Below are 24,415 nucleotides of genomic sequence, written 5' to 3'. Positions count from 1 at the left end.
ATGCAAGACAGAATAAAATACTGGAAAGGAATAGAGGAGCTTGAGAATACTCCTGAATTCGCGAAAAACGCTCATAATGAGTTTCCAGAATTCCTGCCGATAAACGAAGCCAACGGCGAGGGTGAGTCAACCGGAATGACCGCACCACGCAGAGACTTCCTGAAACTGTTAGGTTTCGGTCTGGCTGCCGCTACACTGGCTTCATGCGAAGCTCCTGTAAGAAAGGCAATACCATACCTGAACAAGCCAGTTGACGTTGAGCCTGGAGTGGCAAACTGGTATGCCTCTACTTATTTTAACAATGGTGACTACAACAGCGTGTTGGTGAAAACACGTGAAGGTCGTCCTATTAAAGTAGAGCCAAACCCTAGCTCATCGCTTACACCATTGGGTACAAGCCCTAAAGCACAGGGTTCTGTGTTGAGCTTGTATGACAATAACAGACTACGTACTCCACTTATCAAAGGCAAAGAAGCCAAATGGGAGCAGGTAGATAGCCAAATCCGTTCTGCCCTTTCTAATGTAAACGGCAAAGTAGCGTTGGTGTCATCTACTGTAATCAGTCCATCTACCAAGCAGTTGATCAACGAGTTTGGTGCTGGTCTAGGTAACTTCGAACACGTAACGTATGACCCGAACTCTGCTTCAGCCCTAATAGGTGCTAACGGTGGTGTTGTGCCTGGTTATGATTTCAGCAAGGCCAACATTATTGTAAGCATTAGCGCTGACTTCCTGGGAACATGGGTTGCACCAATTCCTTTTGCAAAGCAGTACATCCAGAACAGAAAGATCACTGCTCAGAATTCGAACATGTCACGCCACTACCAGTTCGAGACTATCATGTCTTTGACAGGTGCTAATGCAGACGTGCGTGTTCCGATCAAGCCTTCTGAAGAACTTGCTATCGTAACAGCTCTTTATAATGGCCTTTCAGGTCAGGGAGTAAGTGCTCCAGCGAACGTTGACAAGAAAGCCTTAGAGAATGCTATCAGAGACCTGCGAGCTAATAATGGTCGTGCTTTGGTAGTTTCTGGCTCTAACGATCCAGCTATACAAACACTTGTAACAGCGATCAACAAGTCTATTGGTGCAGAAGGCACTACGATCGATACCGCTTCTCCATATTTTGTGAAGCAGGGTAACGATGCGCAGATGCTTCGACTGATTGAAGAAATGAACAATGGCAGTGTAGGAGCAGTTTTCTTCTACAATGCAAACCCAGTATATGATCACCCACTTGCTGACCGCGTAAAGACTGGTTTAGCGAAAGTAGGGCTGAAAGTTTCTTTTGCTGATAGAGTAGAGGAGACAGCAGCGCTGGCTGATTTCGTGACGCCAGACAACCACTACCTGGAGTCATGGAATGACTTCGAGCCGAAGAAAGGCTTCCTGAGTCTGGCACAGCCAGTAATCAGCCCAATCTTCATGACTCGTCAGATGCAGGATAGCTTACTGGCCTGGAGTGGCAATAAAACGACTTACTACGACTATATCCGCAACAACTGGCGTAAAGGTGCTGCCGGCACTGATGCCCAGTGGGAGAAAGCCGTACACGATGGCGTACTGGAAAATGGTACCAGCATGCTGGCCATTAATACAGGTGCCGCAAGTACTATGACAGCTGCTGATGCTGCAGGAAGAGCTCCAAGAGCCGTTGCCGGCGGTAGAATAGAGGCTGTCGTGTATGAAAAAGTAGGTATCGGTACAGGATCAGAGTCCAACAACCCATGGTTGCAGGAAATGGCCGATCCAATCACAAAGGCGACTTGGGATAACTACATCACAATGCCACGCAAGATGGCAGAGGAGATGGGTGTTATACAAGGCAATGTAGTGAAAGTAACCTATGCTAATGGTAAGTCATTAGAGCTTCCAGCTCTTATTCAGCCAGGACAAGCACAAGGTACTATTGGTATAGCAATGGGCTACGGACGTGAAGTAGACGCAATGCCTACTGCAAAAGGACGTGGTGCCAATGCCTTCCCTGTAGCGACTGTAGTTGATAATGGTATCCTGTTTGTAGGTGCTGTGCAGCTTGAGAAAACTGGCTCAACAATAGAGATCGCTCAAATGCAAACGCACCATACGATCATGGATCGTCTGGTAGTTCAGGAGAATACACTGGCTAATTATAAGAGCAATCCGAAAGAGGTAACCACGTATGTGCGCATTGCAACACACGAAGGTCCTGCTAAGCCAGCCGCTATCTCACTTTGGGAAGATTACGAGTACAAAAACCACCACTGGGGTATGGTCATTGACCTGAACTCTTGTATTGGTTGTGGTGCATGTACAGTAAGCTGCCAGGCTGAGAACAACATCCCAGTTGTGGGTAAGCAAGAAGTTCTGAACCGTCGCGAAATGCACTGGATGCGTATCGACCGTTACTACAGCGCGGTGGAGCACGAGGCGAAGGATTACAAGACAATGGAAGATCCGGCTGAGAATCCAAGTGTAATCTTCCAGCCAATGATGTGCCAGCACTGTAACCATGCGCCATGCGAAACTGTTTGCCCGGTGGCTGCTACCATGCACAGCTCTGAAGGTATCAACCAAATGGCTTATAACCGTTGTGTAGGTACTCGTTACTGCGCTAACAACTGCCCTTACAAAGTTCGTCGCTTCAACTGGTTCGCTTACGCTAACAACGATAAGTTTGACTTCAACATGAACAACGACCTGGGTAAGATGGTGTTGAATCCAGATGTTACAGTTCGTTCACGTGGTGTAATGGAGAAATGCTCATTCTGCGTACAGCGTATTCAGTTAGGCAAACTAGAAGCCAAGCGTGAGAGCAGAAGACCAGTAGATGGTGAGATCGTGAGTGCCTGCGCGCAGTCATGCCCAACTGAAGCCATCATCTTCGGTGATATGCTGGATCCTGAAAGCCGTATTTCTAAGACTCTTGCCCGTGAGAAGGGTGAGCGTGCCTTCCACGTACTGGAAGAACTGAACGTACAGCCGAACGTGACATACCTGACAAAAATTAGAAACTTAGCTTAATTTATAAATTAGATAGCGCTATGCAGCACGTATCTCCGATAAGAGAGCCTCTGGTAACGGGGGGTAAAACATACCACGATATCACCGAAGATGTCTGCAGACAGGTGGAGGCCAAGCCCAACGCACGTTGGGCCGCTGCCCTTGCTGTAGCTCTCGTAGGCCTTGCTATTTTTATCTACTCTACTTACCGCACCCTTTGGTACGGTATCGGCGAGTGGGGACTTAATAAGACTGTAGGTTGGGCATGGGACATCACCAACTTCGTATGGTGGGTAGGTATCGGTCACGCCGGTACGCTGATCTCAGCGATCCTTCTCCTGTTCCGTCAGAAATGGAGAACTTCCATTAACCGCGCAGCGGAAGCGATGACGATCTTCGCCGTAATTTGCGCTGCGATGTTCCCGGTTCTGCACATGGGCCGTCCTTGGTTGGCTTACTGGGTACTTCCTTTGCCAAACACATTCGGTTCACTTTGGGTTAACTTTAACTCACCGCTCCTTTGGGACGTATTTGCAATCTCGACTTACTTCTCTGTTTCGCTTGTTTTCTGGTACATCGGTCTTATTCCTGACTTTGCTACTATCCGCGACAGAGCAACCGGTCCAATCGCACGCAGAGCATATGCTTTCCTTTCATTTGGCTGGACTGGTTCAGCCAAAGCATGGTCTCGTTACGAGACAGTGTCCTTGATCTTGGCAGGCCTTGCAACACCACTGGTACTTTCTGTACACACGATCGTATCCATGGACTTTGCAACTTCAGTGATTCCAGGCTGGCACACGACAATCTTCCCTCCATACTTCGTAGCAGGTGCGATCTTCTCTGGTTTCGCCATGGTACTGACGCTGATGATCATCACGCGTAAAGTATTCAAACTGGAAGACTACATTACTTTGGAGCACGTGGAGTCCATGAACAAGGTAATTATCCTGACAGGTTCTATCGTAGGTGTTGCTTATATTACTGAATTCTTCATTGCCTGGTACTCAGGTGTAGAATACGAACAATATGCCTTCATCAACCGTGCTACTGGTCCTTACTGGTGGGCATACTGGGCTATGATGACGTGTAACGTAATTACACCGCAGCTATTCTGGTTCAGAAGTATCAGAAGAAGCCTGACAGCCACTTTTATCATCACCATCTTTGTGAACATCGGTATGTGGTTCGAACGTTTCGTGATTATCGTAACTTCGTTGCACAGAGACTTCCTTCCATCTTCTTGGGCGATGTTCTCACCAACTATCATCGATATTGGTATCTATGTAGGAACAATTGGTTTGTTCTTTACACTCTTCCTATTGTTTGCCAAGTTTTTCCCTGTAGTGAACATGGCGGAGGTGAAATCTATTCTGAAATCATCCTCAGAAGTGAAGCACCATCCACATAAGACAATGCACGGTACAGATAAGGATTCGCACACTAATACACATCATAGCAATGACTAAAAAATTCGTTCTAGGTATCTACGATGATGAGGATGTCCTGCTTCAGGCCATCGAGAACGTACGGGCTGCCGGTACTAACATTTACGAAGTATTTTCACCGTATCCAGTTCACGGTATAGATGATGTATTGGGTATCAAGCGTTCAAGACTTCCGATTGTGGCATTCTTTTGCGGTATGTTCGGTACTTCTTTCGCCCTCTGGATGCAGATCTGGATGCTGGGTTTTGACTGGCCAATGATTATTGGTGGTAAGCCACACATATCATTACCAGCGTTCATTCCTGTGACGTTCGAACTTACCGTACTTTGCGCCGCATTTGGTATGGTAATCACTTTCTTTATTGTAACAAAGCTCAAGCCATCCTTTAAGGTGAACGTTTTTGACAAGCGCTCTACAGACGATAAATTCGTAATGGCGATCGAAGTAAAAGAAGGAAAGACTGACATGACTGCCCTTAATGATCTGCTTCGTTCTAATGGTGCTATCGAAGTTAATGAGAAGGAGGTAATTAAATAATGAAAGGTCTACTAAATCTAGGCATTAAAGCCTCTGCCGTATTATTCTCAGGAGCCATGCTGGTGGCCTGTAGCAATGAAAAGGATCCAGGCCTGGAGTACGCTCCAGACATGTATCACTCCGTTCCGCTTGATCCTTATTCACAAGTAAAGGAAAACCTGTATAACCCTGGTGGCTTGAACATGCGTGAACCAGCAATGGGCTCCGTAGCTCGTGGTAAAATGGGTTATAACATGTACCTATCGAAGGATGAAGCTGAAGTAGCAGGTGTAGAGCTTAAGAACCCGCTAGAGTACAACGAACAGCATCTTGCAGAAGGTCAGGTATTGTATACGCGTTTTTGCGCACCATGCCATGGCGATCAGGGTGATGGACAGGGTCTTGTAGGACAGAAGTTCAAAGGTGTACCTTCTTATTCAGCAGGTCGCGTTGCAGAACTGCCTGCAGGTCACATCTACCATGTAATTACAAATGGTCGTGGTCGTATGATGCCACACGGTTCGCAGGTTAATCCAACCGAGCGTTGGAAAATCGTGATGTACGTGCAGCAGTTACAGGGAGGCGAAGCGCCTGCTCCAGCAACTGAAGAGGCAGAGAATACGGAAGAAACAGGTACTACACCTACTAACTAAGTCTAAGGCATAATATCAAAAGGATAATGACAGAAGAAAGACTCATCATTTCCAGAAAAACGAATAACAAGTTTTTCTTAATGATAGCTATAGGTGTTGTATTGCTTATAGCCGGTATAATCATAGCTGCTCTTGGTGGCGGTGATCATCACGCCGAAGGGCATGGTGAAGTAGCTGCAGCTGGCCACGAGGCAGCTCATTGGTCCAAAAGGCTCTACATGAACCTTTGGTTAAATAACGTATACTTTACTGGTATTGCGCTAGTGGGTGTATTCTTCGTAGCTGTACAGTATGTGGCTTATGCAGGATGGTCTGTGCTAATTAAGCGTATACCTGAAGCAATGGGCTACTACCTGCCAATCGGAGGTGCCGTTATGTTGATCACATTCCTATTGGGTGGTCATGACATCTTCCATTGGACACATGATTATCTTTATAACCAATTCCTGGAAGACGGTGTAACGCCTAACCCACAGTATGACCCAATCATCGCAGGTAAAGAGCCATTCCTAAACTTCTGGTTCTTTGTGATCAGAATGGTAGTATACTTCGTGCTTTGGATCTTGTTCTTCAATTGGCTGAGAAGAAACTCAATCAGCGAGGACCTGCATGGAGGTACGGATTTCTATCATAAGAGCATCAGAATTTCAGCGATGTTCCTGGTAGTTTTCGGTGTAACTTCATCTCTGTCTGCTTGGGACTGGGTACTTTCAATTGATACACATTGGTTCTCTACGATGTTCGGTTGGTATGTATTCGCCAGCTGGTGGGTATCTGGCCTGGCAGTAATTACTCTTACAGTAATTATACTGAAGCAGAATGGCTACCTGAAACTGGTAAATGCTAACCACATCCACGATCTTGGAAAGTTTGTATTTGCATTCTCCATCTTCTGGACTTACATCTGGTTCTCTCAGTTCATGCTGATCTGGTATGCAAACATTCCAGAGGAATCAATTTATTTCATCGAGCGCCTTGGTGGAAACGGTGGACATTTCAAGTGGATATTCTTTACTAATCTTTTGATAAACTTTGCATTCCCTTTCCTTGTTTTGATGACAAGAGATGCAAAACGTCAAATGATTATGTTGAAAATCGTGACAATCGCGATCCTTGCTGGCCACTGGCTGGACTTCTACTTGATGATGATGCCTGGCACAATGCGTACAGATGCAGGTATCGGATTTATTGAGATTGGCACTACACTAATCTTCCTGGGTGTATTCCTGATTACTTTCACAAAAGGTTTGACAAAAGCCTCACTCGTGCCAGTAAATCACCCTTTCCTGGAGGAGAGTGTTCACCATCATGTTTAGAGATCATACTAAAAGCGTTATATAATGATTACGTTCGCCATAGGTTTATCCATAGTCCTGTTAATAGTTATCCTGTTCCTTTTATTCAGGATCGGGACACTAGCCTCCATTTTTAGAGGATCGACACAGCGTGCTGTCGGAACTACCAAAACAAGTAATAAAGTAAACAGCGTATTGCTGCTCCTCTTCCTGATCGGTGGAGGTGCGGCTTTTGCCTGGTCATTTGCCGATTCATGGGAAACAATGAACCAGCCGCTTGCCTCAGTGCACGGCGAATGGACAGACAGTCTGTTCTGGACAACCATGATTGTCATCGGTATCGTGTTTGTGATCACGCAGATTCTTCTTTTCTGGTACTCTTATAAATACCAGCATAAAGATGACAAGCGTGCATACTACTACCCACACAATAACAAACTGGAGATCGTTTGGACAATGATCCCTGCTGTAGTAATGGCTCTATTAGTATTTGCTGGTTGGAAGACTTGGGCAAACATCACAAGTGCTGCACCAGCAGATGCTGTGATTGTAGAGGTTATGGGTAAGCAGTTTAGCTGGCTTGTTCGTTACCCAGGTGCTGATGGTAAATTGGGAGAAGCTAGTGTGAATTTCATTGATGCTACAAATGAAATGGGTGTAAACTTCAGCGATCCGAATGCAATGGATGACTTTATGCCACGTGAAATCCACGTGCCTAAAGGTAAGCCGGTGCTATTGAAGATTCGTTCAAGAGACGTTATTCACAGTGTTTTCCTACCGCATTTCCGTGTTAAAATGGATGCTGTACCAGGTATGCCAACCAAGTTCTGGTTTGTGCCTACTAAAACCACAGCAGAAATGCGCTCTGAAACTGGTAATCCTGATTTCAATTATGAATTAGCCTGTACTGAAATTTGCGGCCGTGGTCACTTTGCAATGCGTTTTATCCTAGTGGTTGACGAGCCTGAAGAATATGAGGAGTGGTTAGCAGCTCCTTCTCAGGCACCATTCATTGAGCAGAATCCACAGCTTCTTACAAAGTTCACACAAGATACTAAAGATCAGGTGGTGCTTGAGAAGAGTGCAGAAGAAGTAAAAACAGAGTTGTAGTAATAAATTTAATCAACAATGTCGAGTACAGATATCTCTCTAAATAAAGATGTACATCACGCTCATGACGAGCATGATCATCATCATGATCAAAACTTCTTTGAGAAGTACATCTTCAGCCAGGATCACAAAGTAATTGCAAAGCAGTTTCTATTTGCAGGTATTTTCTGGGGCTTTATTGGTGGCTTCCTTTCGATTATCTTCCGTCTACAACTTGGATGGCCAGAGGCTACATTCACTTTCCTAGAGCCTATCCTGGGTGGATGGATCGTAAATGGTAAACTCGATCCAGAGTTTTATCTGGCGCTGGTAACGATGCACGGTACTATCATGGTATTCTTTGTGCTAACAGCTGGCTTAAGTGGTACCTTCAGTAACTTCCTGATTCCATTGCAGATTGGTGCACGTGATATGGCATCTGGATTCATGAACATGCTTTCTTTCTGGATCTTCTTCCTGGCAAGCGTGGTTATGTTCTGGTCGCTGTTCCTGGAAACCGGTCCTGCTGGTGGTGGTTGGACGGTATATCCTCCACTAAGTGCACTACCACAGGCGATATCAGGTTCAAAAGGTGGTATGACCATGTGGTTGATCAGTATGGCACTGTTCATTGTATCTCAGTTGCTTGGTGGTGTTAACTACATCACTACAGTAATTAACCTGAGAACAAAAGGCATGTCGATGACGAAGTTGCCTTTGACAATCTGGGCCTTCTTCCTGACAGCTATTCTGGGACTTCTTTCTTTCCCAGTACTTTTCTCAGCTGCTTTGCTGTTGATTTTTGACCGTAGCTTCGGTACCAGCTTCTACCTTTCTGATATTTATATCGCTGGAGAAGCTCTTGCACACTCAGGCGGTAGTGCCATCCTGTTCCAGCACTTGTTCTGGTTCCTTGGTCACCCAGAAGTATACATCGTAATCCTTCCAACTTTCGGTATTGTATCAGAAGTTATCGCGACAAACTCTCGTAAGCCAATCTTCGGTTACAGAGCCATGATTGGTTCACTCCTAGGTATTTCACTACTGTCCTTCGTAGTATGGGCGCACCATATGTTCGTGACAGGTATGAACCCTTTCCTGGGATCAGTCTTCATGTTCTTAACTCTGATCATTGCGGTTCCATCTGCGGTAAAAGTGTTCAACTGGTTGGCAACACTGTGGAGAGGTAATATTCGTTTCACGACTGCTATGATGTTTGCGATTGCATTCGTATCGCTCTTCATCTCTGGTGGTTTGACCGGTATTATTCTGGGTAACTCGGCGCTTGATATTCAGTTACACGATACCTACTTTGTAATTGCTCACTTCCACCTTGTAATGGGTGCTGCTGCTTTCTTCGGTATGTTCTGTGGTATCTACCACTGGTATCCTAAGATGTTTGGTCGCATGATGGACGAGAAGCTAGGCTTCATTCACTTCTGGCTTACATTCTTGTCTGCATACCTGGTGTTCATGCCAATGCACTACATCGGTATTGCTGGCTTCCCAAGAAGATACTACTCATGGACAGGTTTTGATGCATTCAACACATTTACTGACCTGAATAGCTTTATCAGTATCGCAGCTATATTAGGATTTACTGCACAGTTGATCTTCTTATTTAACTTCATCTACAGTATTTTCAAAGGTCGTCGTGCTACAGCTAACCCATGGCACTCTAACACACTTGAGTGGACCACTCCAGTTAACCCAGGACACGGCAACTGGCCAGGTGAGATCCCAACTGTTTACAGATGGCCTTACGATTACAGTAAACCAGGTGCAACTGAAGATTACATTCCTCAGAACGTACCATTCTCTCAGACGCAGTCTTCAAACCTGCCGTACGAGAGAGACTTAGAATAGCATAAATGATAGATAAATCTTTTCCATACAAAAGGTTTAGAAATATTGGAGTACTTACAGTATTAGCTGTATACTTTCTAATATTAGTTGGAGGAATCGTGCGGAGCACGGGCTCAGGAATGGGATGTCCGGACTGGCCCAAGTGTTTTGGCAGTTGGGTTCCTCCAACTGATGTTAGCCAATTACCAGATGATTATCTGGAAGTCTACAAGGAACAGCGTGTAGAGAAGAATAAGAAACTAGCCGGGTTTCTGGATAAGATAGGAGTTGATAAAGTAGCTACAGAATTGAGAGAACACCCTTTGCAACACATTGAAACAGATTTTAATGTGACGAAGACGTGGATAGAATATATCAATCGTCTGGTAGGGGTGGTGATAGGGATTCTGATTTTCCTCACAGTAGTTTATGCCGTGCCTTATCTTAAAACAGATAAGTCTGTTTTCTTTTTATCCCTGATCAGTTTTGTGCTGGTAGGTTTTCAGGGTTGGTTAGGTTCTATAGTAGTTTCTACCAACTTACTCCCTGTGACCATTACAGTGCATATGGCGCTGGCTCTTGTGATTGTTGCCTTACTGCAGTATGCTGTTATAAGATCGCAGGCTGCTTTTATAGCTAAACGATTTGAGCCCTCCAAACAGGTGTTTTTCATTATTGGACTCGTGGCATTTGCTACTTTCGTTCAGATTTTGATCGGGACACAGGTGCGTGAGGAAGTTGATATCGTGGCATTTGAAATGAATGGTAGTAACAGAGATTTGTGGGTAGATCAGCTCGGATTGAGCTTTTATATTCATCGCTCTTTTTCTATTCTGTTACTGGTACTACATCTTTATATGGCTTACCTGATATATAAGCTTAAAGATCGCCAGTTGAATATGATGACAAACTGGATGCTAGCGCTGCTTGCCGCTGAGATCGTGTTTGGAATAGTGATGGCTTACTTCGCTATACCGGCTGTCTTGCAACCATTGCACTTAACAATAGCTACTTTGCTATTTGGTGTTCAGTTTCTAATATTGATTGTTTATTACTACGCCTCAAAGAAGGCGGTTGAAAAACCGGTAGTGGTTCTTAACTAATGATTACAGATAGATCAGAATCGGTACTGTCCCTAGCCAATATGGCACAAAAATCATCAGCCTATTTTAAGCTTCTGAAGTTTAGATTAAGTTTAACAGTAGCTTTTTCAAGTGCGATAGGTTATATACTTGGGCATCCGGGTGGAAGTTGGATTCAGATAGCATTAGTGATGCTTGGTGGTTTAATGGTAACAGGCGCAGCCAATATCGTTAACCAGATTCTTGAGAAAGATCTTGACAAGTTAATGGAACGCACTGCCAACAGGCCGCTTCCAACTAATACCCTGAGTGTAAAAGAAGCTGCGATCTTCGGTGTTCTGATTGGAGTTGGTGGTCTGGTCATATTAGCTTCCTTCTTCAACACCCTGACAGCAGCTATTGCTTTGCTGTCCCTTGTTCTTTACGGTTTTATTTATACCCCGCTAAAACGTATTAGCCCTATCAATGTATTTGTTGGAGCTATACCTGGTGCGTTGCCTCCCCTGATTGGTTGGGTTGCTGCAACAGGAGTGATGAGTGTTGAGGCTTGGATTCTGTTCGGAATACAGTTCATCTGGCAGTTCCCACATTTTTGGGCGATTGCTTGGGTACTTGATGATGATTATAAAAAGGCTGGTTTCAAGATGCTTCCGATGGAAGGGGGCAAGAACATGAAAACGGCATTTCAGATCATGATCTATACCCTGGTGCTGATTCCGCTTAGCTTGTTGCCTTTACAATTCGGAATGACCGGTACTACTTCGGCTTTGATCGCTGTGGTTTGTGGAGTATGTTTTCTGGCGCAGACATTTCATTTGATGCGGACTTGCACTAAAAAAGCAGCAATGAATATTATGTTTGTGTCTATTTTGTATTTGCCTATCGTGCAGATAGCTTTCGTTTTAGATAAAATTTAGGATATGGATATGGTTGCCAAATCATTGGGAGAGGAGAACAACACAGGAGGAATACATCCATTAAAATTTACACTGTGGTTGCTTATTATTAGTATAATTATGATGTTTGCAGCCTTTACGAGCGCCTATTTAGTGCGTCGTGCTGAAGGCAACTGGCTAGAATTCGATCTGCCAAACATCTTACTGATTAATACGGTGATCATTGCCTTGAGCAGTGTCACAATGCAGCTGGCTGCTAATGCTGCAGCAAATGATAACATAAGTAGATTACGCCTTATGCTCTATCTGACGTTCGGTCTCGGAATAGCATTCCTGATCGGTCAGTGGAATGGCTGGGCTGAATTGGTAAGTAACAATGTGTACTTCGGAGGAGAAACTAGTAACCCTTCAGGTTCATTCATGTATGTATTAACAGGTGTACACGGTTTTCACCTGGTAACCGGCCTTATTTATGTGGCCGTGGTAATAATGTCAAGTTTACGTTATAAGGTTCACTCCAAAAGCATGCTGCGCATACAGTTATGCACCATTTACTGGCACTTTTTGGGTGGTCTTTGGCTATACTTGTATATATTTTTGAGATTAAATCACTAAACACGTTTTTTTCAATATTAAACTATGTCTACATCAACTACGCTGGAAGCACCTAAGACAGGTACATGGGATGGTGGAAATGAACCACTAAAAGCGAGCTATGGAAAACTCATGATGTGGTTTTTCCTGCTGTCAGATGCCTTTACTTTTGGTGCACTCCTGATTGTTTATGGTCTGTCACGTCACAGTCATCTTCCTTATACCGGAGCGCCGGAAGATTTCCAGTTCTCTACAGAATGGTGGCCAATACCAGAGAAAGTATTTAATGCCTTCCCAGGTTTTCATGGAGTAGATCTTCCTTTGGCTTTCGTAGCCTTGATGACGATGATCCTGATCCTTAGTTCTGTGACTATGGTACTGGCTGTAGAGGCCGGTCACCGCATGGATAAGAACGACGTTCAGAAATGGCTGATGTGGACTATCCTGTTTGGTAGCATTTTCCTAGGTTGCCAGGCGTGGGAGTGGGCTCACTTTATCACTGGTACTGACGAAGGTATGCTGCTGGCAGACGGTACCCGCATATTTGGGGCTAACCTGACCATGAACCAGTATGGACCTCCTTTGTTTGCCGACTTGTTCTTCTTCATCACAGGTTTCCACGGCACCCACGTATTTTCAGGTGTTGTACTACTGGTTATGATCTTCATTAACACTGTGAACGGCGTATACCACAAGCGAGGCCATTATGAAATGGTAGAGAAAGTAGGCCTTTACTGGCACTTTGTAGACCTTGTATGGGTATTCGTATTTACTTTCTTCTATCTGATCTAATTTATTAATTATAACCATCAAAGCTGCAGCTCCCGCCCAAAGCGGGGCTGCCTTTCTAAAAAATAAAGCATACTATGGCAGCTCATTCGGATCACTCCAACGATTATCAGCAGACTGGTGAAATACCTAAAGCGCAGACAAAAGTTATCTGGAAGACATTCTTCATTCTTGTAGCGCTTACTGCAGTCGAGTTCCTTTTTGCGTTTACAATGGATGCAGGTACGCTTCGTAACGCAATCTTTATTATTCTGACTATTTTCAAAGCCTTCTACATTGTAGCAGAGTTCATGCACTTGAAGCATGAAGCAAAAGCTTTGATTTGGTCTATTCTTATTCCAATGGCACTTGTCATCTGGCTGATGGTAGCCCTTATTTCTGAAGGAAGCTACTACTTTGATTCTATTAGAAACTACTTCAATTAAGTACACATATTATGAGTAACTCAAAGGCACTAATATTAGGCATCCTATTATTAGTGCCTCTTCTTATTTTTATATTTATAGGTAGTTTCGGTGAGCATCATTACACGCTCCGTACCTATTTCCCTCAGGTAAACGCCACAGGAGAAGTCTTGCGTGATGCCGAAGGGGATACGCTCTTCAACAAAGTCCCTGCTTTTCAGTTAACCTCACAGCAAGGTCAGACCATTTCTCAAAAAGATCTGGATGGAAACATCTATGTAGCTGACTTCTTTTTTGCCACCTGTCCGGATATATGCAAAGCGATGTCATCGCAAATGGTGCGTGTGCAGGAAGCTTTTCAGGATGAACCGCAGGTTAAGCTTGTCTCTTTCACAGTGAATCCGGAGTATGATACGCCTGAGGTGCTTAGTGAATATGGTGAACGGTATGGGGCGAATCCTGATAAATGGTATTTCCTTACCGGTGATCGTGATGATATCTATACCTTGGCCCAGAAAGGGTTTTACCTGCCAGTAATGAAGGTGGAGGGACAACAGGATTTTATTCACAGCGAAAAGTTTATGCTAGTAGATAAAAACCAGTATGTGCGAGGTATATATGACGGTACTGACAGAGAAGATGTGGATCGTCTGATACTGGAAATTAAAGTTCTTTTAGATGAATACAGTAAATCAAAATAGTCCTGCGACCGGCAGTGACAAGAAGTTTTTAATACTGATTGCCATTTTATCAGTGGCTATACCTGTGGTAGTGGCCATGCTATTCTTTATGCCGAAAGAAGGCTCTAAGACAGTGGATGTATCTTTCCTGCCTACGCTGCATGCCATACTTAACTCGATGACTGCTATTGCATTGATTATCGGTTATTATAACATCCGTAAAGGGAATACCAGAGTGCATCGTAACGCTATGGCAACAGCTTTTGGCCTTTCAGCTATTTTCCTGGTATCTTATGTGACTTATCATTTTCTGGGAGAACGCACTATCTATGGGGGAGAAGGTTTTCTAAAACTGTTTTATTACTTCATTCTCCTAACACACATTGTACTGGCCGTTGTGATAGTACCGCTTGTGCTACTTTCGATGTACTTTGCTTTATCAGAGCAATTCGTACGCCACCGTCGCATTTCTAAATGGACTTTCCCGATCTGGTTGTATGTAGCCGTTACAGGAGTGCTTGTCTATATTTTGATTTCGCCGTATTATAGTTAGAACCAGGAACACTAAAAGCTTGTTAAATAGTCATGAAGCGTCAATTGTTTAGAATATTTATCGCGGGCCTGATGATGCTCTCTCTGAGTTTAGTATCTACAGATGCCTATAGCCAGTGTGCCATGTGTCGTGCTACTGTTGAATCGAATGTAGGCACCGGCAGCACGGATTCCGACTCACAGGTGGGTTCAGGTTTAAATACTGGAATCCTATACCTGATGCTTATACCTTATGTACTAGTTGGTACAGTAGGGGTTCTATGGTACAAGAGCAATCAAAAGAAGAAAGCAAAGATAGCGTAAGGGTCTACTTCTGTTGAGGAATAGATCAATTCGGAAAATGTATTTCTAAAAAAATAAACCACATGTAGGATTAACCATCCTTTATGTGGTTTATTTTTTTAGATACTTCCTTATTTTGGTGTGAAATTTGAGCCGGGTGAATACCGGAATAGCTGATAATTCCGGAATTAAACATGATCTGGTGCTGTTACTTTCATTTTAGCTGCCTATAGGTCATGCTCTTATAACACGAATTGCTTAAATTCGTGGATAATCCATGCTGCTTTGAACCGGAATATTGCGCCAATAATCTTATTTGCCCTTGCTGTGCTGTGCTTTATGGCGACAGCTTTTTTGCATTATAAGGTTCCTCCTTCTTGGCTGCAAGCTGATCGGGAACAAACTCAACAGCATATCACCGAGCGGGTTCAAGCTTTACTGGATGATGCACATCAGGAGGTACAACAGCTTAGCGATCAGCTTCACAAAGAGCAGGTGAGTTTTTCTAAGCTGCTTTCCAAGACGCATTACCCCACTTTTGTTTACAAATATGGCCGACTGGTTTTCTGGTCTGATCACACAGTCATACCAGATTTGGATCTGCCACCTACGGCCCGTCAAACCTCCACGATTCGCAATAGTTACGGCACATTTGTAGTGATGCCACATCAGGTGGATGATTATCAGATTTTTACCTATATCCCCCTGCAGATTGATTATGGAATAACCAATGACTTCCTGTCATCCGGATTACAGAAGAGTATTTTCGGCAAAGCAGATGTGCGACTGGTGCTCGAGAACCCGGGACAGTTGCCGCAGGTGAAGACCAAATACGGGGAGTTTCTATTCGCAGTAGATTTTGGAGCTGAGCGTATTGATGCAGGCTATGATGACTTGCAATTGATATTGCTCACATTGGGAGCTGTCCTGTTTGTCTGGTTTAGCATAACATTAAGCAGGTTCTTTTTGAAGCGACAGCGCTATACGCAAGGTATAGTTGTACTACTGATGTTACTGGTTGGCTTCCGGTTTGCACTTTTGTTTCTAAACCTCCCGTTTCTCATTGTTGAAACCGAACTGTTTGACCCACGACTCTATGCGGCGTCTTTTTGGTCTCCGTCGGTAGGTGACTTGGCTCTAAATGTGTTGCTCTTGGTGACAGTTGCCTGGGCCGCCTACTACCTGTTTCATAAGAATGAAACGCTTACTTTAATCAAAGCTTATTCACCAGAGAAGAGCAAACTAGTACTTGGAATTGCCATGCTAGGCTTCTTTGTGCTTTTAGCCATTCTATTCCGTTTCTATTACGGTATTTACCACAATTCCCCATTAGCGCTCGACATTAACCAATCCATAAAGCTAGAGCGGTACAAGATCGTCATGTTTAGCCTGATGTTCTTACATACGGTGGCTCTTGGTTTGTTTAGCTACATGCTGGCTTCTGTTGCGAATGTATTGCTTCGTAAGTCGACAGGTTGGTGGCCTTATAAGATCTTGCTAGGTATAGCGGTACTGCTCGTTTTGCTGGCGCTCGTGCTGGACATGCGCTGGGTCCCTGTCATTTTAATTGGGGTAGGTTTCTGGATTATCGTACTGCTGGCCGCACAACACCGACAGGCAATCAGCTTGCCCTACCGTACCTATCTCTTCTTCTTCCTGATTATAGCTATGAGCGGATTGACAGGAGCGGCTTCTCTTTATACACATTTCCAAAGTGAGTTACTGGCGTATAAGCAGAAGTTCGCATTTGACCTGATGCAGGGCAATGATGTGCTGGCTGAGTACCTGCTCGAAGAAGATGTAGCCGTACGGGTATCTGAAGATGTGTTGATACAGTCCAAAATGAAAGGGCCGTATGTGGATGCCTTTTTTATAAAGCGAAAGATTTCCCGCCAGTTCCTGCCCGATTATTTCGATAAGTATGAAGCCAACATCCTGCTGTTTGACAGCGAAGGCCGGACACTGGAGAGTGCTGATACAACAGCTGCTACACTGGAAGAACTAAGACAGAAATATGCGACTGCTCAGAACCGCACAGAGTATGAGAACCTATACCTGGTGAACGATCCGGCTCGTCCGCATACCCGTTTTTATCTGAAGCTAATTGAAGTGCCGTTGGGCACACAGTTGTATGGCACGATCGTACTTCAACTGAGTTTAAAAGAATTGCTGCCGAATAGTCTGGTGCCTGAACTCCTGGCCGGACAGCAGCACCAGCAGCCTTTCAGAGCAGACATATTAAGCTATGGTATCTATGAAAACGGTCGGCTAACTTACAGCGAAGGCGAGTTTGATTATGCTACTAATTTTGACAGGAGCCAGCTGAAAAAGAGTGAACTGTATAAACAAGGCGCTACAGAAGAAGGCTTTCACCATTTAGGTGTCAGGACGGATGAAGGCCCTAGTGTGATTATCACCACAAGCAAGTATGGCGCCCGGGAAGTGCTTTCTAATTTCTCTTTTCTGTTCCTATACTTTACCGGTTGCCTGGTTGTACTCGCTTTGCTTTACATACTGCTGAATAGGGAGAGATTACGTGAGTTTAAGCCTAACTTCAGTACCAAAATCCAGCTTTTCCTGAATTTCGGTATTCTGCTCCCGTTGATGCTGGTAAGCATCGTGACAGCCAGTTTGGTAACGGCTTCTTACAAAAAGGACTTGCTGTCCTCTTATGAAAAAAAGGGGGAGGCCATACAGGACCATTTGAGCAGACCGACTACACTGGAAGTGCTGCCTGACCGGAACCGGTTGCTACGACGCGTTGCTTCCATTGCAGCGCTATCAGAAGCTGATGTCAGTCTGTATGACCGGAATGGACGACTACTCGTGACAAGTCAACCACTCATTTTTGAATCTGGTTTGCTTTCTAAGCTGATGAACCCGCATGCATTTGCCGCCATTTCGGAGCGACAGGCACTGCGTGTCCTGCTTGATGAGCATGCAGGCAATCTGAGTTTCAATGCGCTATACCTGCCATTGCGTCCTGACAATGATCCAGATAAACTGTTGGGTTTTATCGGTATACCTTTCTTCGACTCTGAGCGTCAACTCGATCTGAAGCTAATCGAACTGATCACTACTACGATGAACATTTTCACTGTGATGTTCATCATGTTTATCATTCTGACCTTCTTTGCTTCCAGAGCCCTGACAGTGCCGCTGCGCATGCTGGCCGACAAGCTGAAGCACACTTCCCTGACAGGTAAGAACGAGATGCTGGCTTACGAAGGGGCTGATGAGATCGGGATGCTGGTGAACGAATATAACCGCATGCTACTCACACTGGAGCAGAACAAAGTGGAGTTGGCAATGCGCGAAAAAGAAGCAGCCTGGCGGGAGATGGCAAGGCAAGTGGCGCACGAGATCAAAAATCCGCTTACTCCTATGAAGCTTTCTTTGCAATACCTACAGAAGGCGATTGCGGACAAGAATCCGAATACGGAGCAAATGATCAACAAGATCTCGCATACCTTGATCACACAGATTAACATCCTCAGCGATATCGCCACTTCCTTCTCTAACTTCACTTCGATGCCGGAGCCCAAGGCTGAACTGATGGACCTGGGAGCTGCCTTGCACAAAGCCGCTGACCTGCACACCAATCCGGCTTCGGTGAAGACAAAGTTACGTATACCTGAAGAGCCGGTGATGGTCATGGCCGACGAGGCGCTGATGGTGCGAACTTTCAACAATTTGCTGCTGAATGCGATACAGGCAGTGCCTGGCGAGAAAAAGCCAGTGATCAGGATCGATCTGAAAGTAGAGCCAGATAACACGGCACTCATAGCCATAGCCGATAACGGGAGTGGAATACCTGCCGACATTCAGCAGAAAGTATTTATACCTAACTTCAGTACAAAGTACACGGGCTCAGGTATAGGCTTAGCCGTAGCCAAAAAAGGAATTGAAAACGCAGGAGGTCGCATTTGGTTTGTGACAGAAGAGGGAGAGGGGACGACGTTTTACATTTCTTTACCGTTGGCCACCGCATGATTCGAGGGTTGATCACCGGTATTCTGCTATTGCTGCTGAGCCTGCCTGCGCTGGCCCAGGCACCTGTGAACAACCGTCACTGCAAGTGGCTATACCTGACTGACTACCCCCAGCAACTCGATACACTAACAATCGACGTCAATACCATCACATTTGTAGGGCCTCGCAAAGACCAGATCAAATACGAATATAACTACTATACCCACGAGTTTAAGTTAACCGAGTTTCCGGCGCCTACTTACCAGATCATAGATACGCTGGGAAGCATGGTGCCTATACCTGATTCGGTACTGGTTTGCTACAGAACTTTGCCATTGAGTTTGGCCAAACCCGCTTTTCGCCGCGACATCATGAAGCTGGACCGTAGTCAGTCGCCACGGGATTTCTACAAAGAGGACTTTGCCCAGCGGGAAGAAATCTTTAAAACTCCCGGACTTAACAAAACAGGTAGTATCTCACGCGGTATTTCCTTTGGTAACACGCAGAACGTGTTTGTAAACTCGGCACTCAATCTGCAGCTTGACGGCAAACTGACTGATGATATCAGTATTACAGCGGCCATCACCGATCAGAATATACCTTTTCAACCGGAGGGGAATACGCAACAGCTAAACGAGTTTGACCGGGTTTACATCACCCTGAAGCACAAGCAATGGCAGCTATCGGCTGGGGATGTAGTGCTGCGCAGTAAGCCGTCTTACTTCATGCAGTTTTATAAAAATGTGCAGGGAGGTGCTTTCGAAACTACCTTTGGCAAATCACCTGATAAACTGGGTACTACCACGGTGGCAGCTTCTGTGTCGAAAGGCAAGTTTGCTTCGCAGACCGTAGAGGCGCTCGAAGGGGTGCAGGGACCTTACCGGTTGCGCGGGCCGAACAACGAACGCTTCATCATTGTACTCGCTAATTCAGAGCGCGTGTTCCTGGACGGCCGGCTGCTGACCCGTGGCTTCGACTTTGATTATGTGATAGACTACAACCAGGCGGAAATCACCTTTACAACACGCCATGTGATCACTAAGAATTCCCGTATTCGGGTAGACTTCGAGTACTCCGATCTGAACTACAGCCGTAGCATCTACCATGCGAGTCACTACCAGCAACTGGGCAAAGTGCAGGTATACGCGAACTATTACAACGAAGCAGACAATCCGAACAACCTGCTGCACCTCGACCTGCGTGACGACGAAAAACGCCTGCTAGCAGGTATAGGCGATAGCTTGAATATGGCCGTTACTTCGGGCGCAACACAGGTGCCTTTTGACCCGGCACAGGTACTTTATGCCTTGCGAGATACCATGGTGAATGGTATGCCTCAGCAGGTATATGTTTTCTCCAGCAACCCGGATTCTGCCCTGTATAATGTACGGTTTTCGGACGTCGGGGCTAACCAGGGCAATTATGTGGCTGCCAACAATGCGGTGAACGGCAGGGTATACCGCTGGGTGATGCCGGTCAATGGTGTGCCGCAGGGAAATTATGCTCCTGTGCGCATTCTGCCCACGCCCCGCAAAAAACAGCTGATCACGCTGGGTGGTAACTATGAGTTGCAGAAGGGGGTTAACTTCTTTCTGGAAGGGGCTGCTTCACAAAATGACCTGAACCGCTTCTCCCGCCTCGATGCCATGGACGACAACGGTGCCGCCATGCGGGTGGGCTATGCTGTACAGGACCGGCAGCTTTCTTTCCTGGGCAAATACCGTTTGAATAGTACGCTCAACTACGAGTATACTGACGTGAATTTTGAGCCAATTGACAGGTATAGACCTATTGAGTTTGACCGTGACTGGAGTCTTGACAATCCGAATCAGAAAGCAGAAGACCATATTTTCAACTTTTCGGTAGGGGCAGTTCAGGATCCGCAAAACCTGGTGAACTACCGCATTAGCCGTCGCTACCGGCAGCAGCAGGTTGACGGTACGCAGCACCAGCTGGACCTAAACCGTGAGTTTGGCAAACTGGAACTGCGCAACAGTTTCTTCATGCTGCATAGCGACCAGGCTACCCGGGAATCGGAATGGTATAGGGGGGATGTGGGTGCCAGGTATAGGCTGGGTAAAATCGAGCCCGGCTACCTATACCGCTTCGACAAAAACACACTCACGGCCATCGGCAGCGATTCAGTGACAGGCTCCGCCATGTATTTCGATGAGCATCTGTTTTTTGTGGAGTGCCCTGACACGGCCAAAACCCGATTTCGGGTAGATTATAGCTACCGCACCGACCTACGGCCGACGGCAATAGGGGAGATGGGGGCGCCGGAAGTAGGACAGACCTACAATGCCATGCTCCAGCGCAGGTATGGCCGCGACAGCGACATTGCCCTGCAAGCGACTTACCGCAACCTGAAACTTGAGCAGGGACAGGACGAAGAGACTGTACAGTCACGCATCGACTGGAACACTTCTTTTCTGGATGGCAGTTTCCGTTCTGAGATGAGCTATTCGGTGGGTACAGGACGTGAGTTGAAGCGTATCTTCGTGTTCAGAGAGACTATGCCGGGGCAGGGCACACACTACCTCCGGGAAGGTGGAAACCCCAACGACCTCAACGATTACCTGGAGGCCCAGACAGTGGACCAGCGTCGTTTCATTAAAGTATTTCTGCCAACGGATGAGTATATCAATGCCTACACCAACCGCTTCACTTATCGCCTGAACAGCAACGTGCCCCGTAGTTGGCGCAGCGCCGAAGGCTTCAAAGGCTTTATGGCTAAGTTCTCAGCCCTCAGCTTTGTAAGCATCGACAAGAAGACGACAGATGATGAGGTGATGAACCGATTCAATCCATTCAGTGAAAACTTTGAAGATGAGTTTTTGATTTCACTGATAAAGTCGCTTCGTAACACGCTATACTTTAATCGCAGCAACCCAAAGTATGGCTTGGAGTATACCGTGCAGCAAAATCAGCAGAAGTCGTTGCTGGCAAACGGTACCGAAACCCGCAGTGTGGGTAATCACCAACTGATTGCCCGTCTGAACCTGAACGAAGTGCTGAGCTCAAAAGTCAGCCTCGCCCAGAACGTGCGTGATAACCGCTCTAATTTCCTGACCTCAAAGAACTTCAGTATTGTGTCGCAGGAACTTACGCCGGAACTGGCTTACCAGCCTAATGCCAAGCTGCGATTTACGGGCACTTACCAATTGGCTCTTCGTGAAGACAAACTATCTCCAGCCGATGCCGAGCAGCAGGCTACTTTTCACGAACTGGGCTTGGAAACAAAGTTGAGTCAAGTAAGTAAGCGTACCGTTTCAGGCCTTGTTCGTTGGGTGAATATCGAATTTGACGGTGATATGAATTCCTATGTGGGGTATGAAATACTCAACGCCCTGCGTCCCGGCAATAACCTCACCTGGTCCTTTAATGTGCAGCAGCGCCTGAGCAATGGTCTCAATATCTCGCTTAACTATGATGGTCGCAAAGCCAATAGCGTGGGGGCAGTGCATACCGGTCGCACACAGGTTTCTGTGCTATTCTAATTTACCCGCTTGCTTTTCAGGAGCTTGGCATTGATCATATCTAGCAATACAGTACGGTAGCTTGAACCCATAGGCACTATGCTACCATTATTCAGCACGATCTGATTTCCTTCTACTGTCTTGACTTTGGGCAGGTGCACGATGAAGGACTTATGTACCCTGGCGAAATCGGCAGCGGGCAGGTGTTCTTCCACTTCTTTCATGCTCAGATAAGTAGTCAGCTTCTCAGTAGCAGTCTGGATGCGCACATAGTTTTGCATGGCTTCCACATAACTTATCTCTTCAAAATTCACGCGCACAAACTTTCCCTTTACATCGGTTTTGATGAAAAAGTAGCCGTCATGCTGCTCTACAGCAGGTATAGCTTGCTTTGGTTGCAGGCTTTCCTTTACTTTCGAAACGGCCTTAAGAAAGCGCTCATACGAAATAGGCTTGAGCAAAAAATCGATCGCATTCTTTTCAAATGCCTGGTAAGCGTAGTCCGGATAGGCAGTAGTGAAAACTACGGTGGTGTGACTGTTGATCAGCCCGGCCAGGTCTACACCGGAGAGCTGCGGCATGTCTACATCCAGAAAAGTGATGTCAGCTATCAACTGTCCTGAAGCGATGGCATCAAGGGCTAGCAATGGGTTTTCTTCAGCCCCTATCAACTGAAGGCCGGGTGTGTTCTGTATATACCTGGATAGCACCTCAAGCGCATGGCGCTCATCGTCTACTACATAGCATGTGATCATGTCAATTTTATTTTAAGGTGCACAGCGTGACGTTGTTCGTCTTCGTCTATGGTCAGGTTATACTCATGTTCATCATAATACTCACTCAGACGGGTCTTGGCATTCTGTATGCCAATGCCATACCCACGACCGCCATGGTGCTTGCGCTTTTTGTTGCTGGTGCTGAAGTGCAACTGGTCCTCATAATGTGATACCGAAATGCAGGCTGCCTGGCTTGGGTCGGTAAGGTCCCCGTGCTTAAAGGTATTCTCTACAAAAGTGAGCAGAAGCAGTGGCGGAATTTTGCCCTGCAGCCTGCCACTGCACTTCATTTGCAGATGGAGCGGGTAGCTAAAGCGCAACTGGTTCAAGGCAATGTATTTTTCGATGTGCTCTACCTCGTGTTGTAGATCAGTTTTTCCGTCTTCGTGTACCCGTTGCAAAGCGTAGTGCATCACTTCTGAAAGCAACAGTACGCCTTCTGAAGCCTTCGGCGACACATCCTGCACGGAATTGTAAATAAAGTTGAGCGTGTTAAAAAGCAGGTGGGGGCTGATCTGAGCTTGCAGTAGGGCGTTTTGAGACCGAATTAACCCTTTTTCAAGTTCAGCTTTTTCCCGCTCAGCTTGCAGACGCTCAAACTCCATCTGATTGATGCGTTTCTGGTTTTTGATAGTCTGACGTAAAAACCAGTAAGCTGTGCTGAAACTCAGGAAATAAAAGCAACGCCAGGTAGCACGAAGATACCATATCTTGTCAGGATTAAATTCCCGGGGAATATCACGAAATGGATTGACCAGCTTTTCTATGCCAAATTGCATGAGGAGATAGGCACCTATAATAGCAGGAACTAAAGCCAGTAATAGCAGAAGCCTATTGTACCTAAGGGTATTGCGCAATACAACATGTGCGAAAAAATAAAACAGACCAATATTCAGGCAATACCAGATCACCCACTCCCACAAGGCAGTTGTGTTGGGATTGATGAGTGTAACGAGTGAAACTTCATAAAAAATGAAGACAGCCCAAGCTAGCAAATGGTATAATAGGAATCGATATGAGGAGCTTTTAAGCATCCTTAAAACAACGCATTACTTTGTTAACACGCAACACGATTCGTCT

19 protein-coding genes are annotated in these 24,415 nt (G+C 45.7%); 17 read left to right on the top strand and 2 right to left on the bottom strand.

The annotated features are described in order from the left end of the window. The 17 genes from AC5FX6_RS13445 to AC5FX6_RS13365 all read left to right on the top strand — a co-directional run bounded on the left by AC5FX6_RS13445 (window position 1) and on the right by AC5FX6_RS13365 (window position 22,580). Entirely contained in the window at window positions 1-3,003 is a 3,003-nt protein-coding gene (locus tag AC5FX6_RS13445; protein WP_493597574.1) for a TAT-variant-translocated molybdopterin oxidoreductase, read from the top strand. 20 nt (window positions 3,004-3,023) lie between these two features. Continuing rightward, the gene (gene nrfD, locus AC5FX6_RS13440) at window positions 3,024-4,451 is read left to right on the top strand and encodes an NrfD/PsrC family molybdoenzyme membrane anchor subunit (protein WP_493597573.1); all 1,428 of its coding nucleotides are present in this window, start codon (window positions 3,024-3,026) and stop codon (window positions 4,449-4,451) included. Then, a complete protein-coding gene (locus AC5FX6_RS13435; protein ID WP_493597572.1) occupies window positions 4,444-4,968 on the top strand; it encodes a DUF3341 domain-containing protein in 525 nt (174 codons plus the stop codon). Before nrfD ends, AC5FX6_RS13435 begins: the two co-directional genes overlap by 8 nt. Further along, complete coding sequence (locus AC5FX6_RS13430) at window positions 4,968-5,600, top strand: c-type cytochrome (RefSeq protein WP_493597571.1); 633 nt, start codon at window positions 4,968-4,970, stop codon at window positions 5,598-5,600. The genes AC5FX6_RS13435 and AC5FX6_RS13430 overlap by 1 nt, the downstream gene beginning before the upstream one ends. Window positions 5,601-5,626: 26 nt before the next feature. Next, complete coding sequence (locus AC5FX6_RS13425) at window positions 5,627-6,916, top strand: quinol:cytochrome C oxidoreductase (protein ID WP_493597570.1); 1,290 nt, start codon at window positions 5,627-5,629, stop codon at window positions 6,914-6,916. Between the two features lie 24 nt (window positions 6,917-6,940). Beyond that, window positions 6,941-8,005 carry a cytochrome c oxidase subunit II gene (locus tag AC5FX6_RS13420; protein ID WP_493597569.1) on the top strand — a complete coding sequence of 355 codons (1,065 nt, stop codon included), beginning with the start codon at window positions 6,941-6,943 and terminating at the stop codon, window positions 8,003-8,005. Window positions 8,006-8,023: 18 nt separating this feature from the next. Beyond that, window positions 8,024-9,850: a cytochrome c oxidase subunit I gene (locus tag AC5FX6_RS13415; RefSeq protein ID WP_493597568.1), complete on the top strand. Its 1,827-nt coding sequence runs from the start codon at window positions 8,024-8,026 to the stop codon at window positions 9,848-9,850. A 5-nt stretch (window positions 9,851-9,855) separates the two neighbouring features. After that, the gene (locus tag AC5FX6_RS13410; protein ID WP_493597567.1) at window positions 9,856-10,932 is read left to right on the top strand and encodes a COX15/CtaA family protein; all 1,077 of its coding nucleotides are present in this window, start codon (window positions 9,856-9,858) and stop codon (window positions 10,930-10,932) included. Continuing rightward, entirely contained in the window at window positions 10,932-11,828 is an 897-nt protein-coding gene (cyoE, locus tag AC5FX6_RS13405) for a heme o synthase (RefSeq protein WP_493597566.1), read from the top strand. The genes AC5FX6_RS13410 and cyoE overlap by 1 nt, the downstream gene beginning before the upstream one ends. 3 nt (window positions 11,829-11,831) lie before the next feature. After that, window positions 11,832-12,422 (top strand): cytochrome c oxidase subunit 3, encoded by a 591-nt coding sequence (locus AC5FX6_RS13400; protein WP_493597565.1) that lies wholly within the window; start codon window positions 11,832-11,834, stop codon window positions 12,420-12,422. Window positions 12,423-12,446: 24 nt separating this feature from the next. Then, window positions 12,447-13,193, top strand: coding sequence for a cytochrome c oxidase subunit 3 (locus AC5FX6_RS13395; protein WP_493597564.1), 747 nt, complete (start codon window positions 12,447-12,449; stop codon window positions 13,191-13,193). 74 nt (window positions 13,194-13,267) lie between these two features. Beyond that, window positions 13,268-13,615 (top strand): cytochrome C oxidase subunit IV family protein, encoded by a 348-nt coding sequence (locus tag AC5FX6_RS13390; RefSeq protein WP_493597563.1) that lies wholly within the window; start codon window positions 13,268-13,270, stop codon window positions 13,613-13,615. Between the two features lie 11 nt (window positions 13,616-13,626). Beyond that, the gene (locus tag AC5FX6_RS13385; RefSeq protein WP_493597562.1) at window positions 13,627-14,295 is read left to right on the top strand and encodes an SCO family protein; all 669 of its coding nucleotides are present in this window, start codon (window positions 13,627-13,629) and stop codon (window positions 14,293-14,295) included. Continuing rightward, window positions 14,273-14,827: a DUF420 domain-containing protein gene (locus tag AC5FX6_RS13380; RefSeq protein ID WP_493597561.1), complete on the top strand. Its 555-nt coding sequence runs from the start codon at window positions 14,273-14,275 to the stop codon at window positions 14,825-14,827. The genes AC5FX6_RS13385 and AC5FX6_RS13380 overlap by 23 nt, the downstream gene beginning before the upstream one ends. A 32-nt stretch (window positions 14,828-14,859) precedes the next feature. After that, the gene (locus AC5FX6_RS13375; RefSeq protein ID WP_493597560.1) at window positions 14,860-15,129 is read left to right on the top strand and encodes a hypothetical protein; all 270 of its coding nucleotides are present in this window, start codon (window positions 14,860-14,862) and stop codon (window positions 15,127-15,129) included. Between the two features lie 318 nt (window positions 15,130-15,447). Continuing rightward, window positions 15,448-19,101: a sensor histidine kinase gene (locus AC5FX6_RS13370; RefSeq protein ID WP_493597559.1), complete on the top strand. Its 3,654-nt coding sequence runs from the start codon at window positions 15,448-15,450 to the stop codon at window positions 19,099-19,101. Next, window positions 19,098-22,580 (top strand): DUF8818 domain-containing protein, encoded by a 3,483-nt coding sequence (locus AC5FX6_RS13365; RefSeq protein ID WP_493597558.1) that lies wholly within the window; start codon window positions 19,098-19,100, stop codon window positions 22,578-22,580. Before AC5FX6_RS13370 ends, AC5FX6_RS13365 begins: the two co-directional genes overlap by 4 nt. Here AC5FX6_RS13365 and AC5FX6_RS13360 read toward each other — a convergent pair. Further along, window positions 22,577-23,314 (bottom strand): LytR/AlgR family response regulator transcription factor, encoded by a 738-nt coding sequence (locus AC5FX6_RS13360; RefSeq protein ID WP_493597557.1) that lies wholly within the window; start codon window positions 23,312-23,314, stop codon window positions 22,577-22,579. The genes AC5FX6_RS13365 and AC5FX6_RS13360 overlap by 4 nt on opposite strands. Beyond that, window positions 23,311-24,114: a sensor histidine kinase gene (locus AC5FX6_RS13355; protein WP_493597556.1), complete on the bottom strand. Its 804-nt coding sequence runs from the start codon at window positions 24,112-24,114 to the stop codon at window positions 23,311-23,313. Before AC5FX6_RS13355 ends, AC5FX6_RS13360 begins: the two co-directional genes overlap by 4 nt. Window positions 24,115-24,415 lie beyond the last annotated feature (301 nt).

The sequence above is a fragment of the Pontibacter sp. LHS2 genome (genome assembly GCF_058932845.1).
Note: the sequence above shows the minus strand (reverse complement) of the source record. Positions and strands in the feature narration are given on the sequence as shown.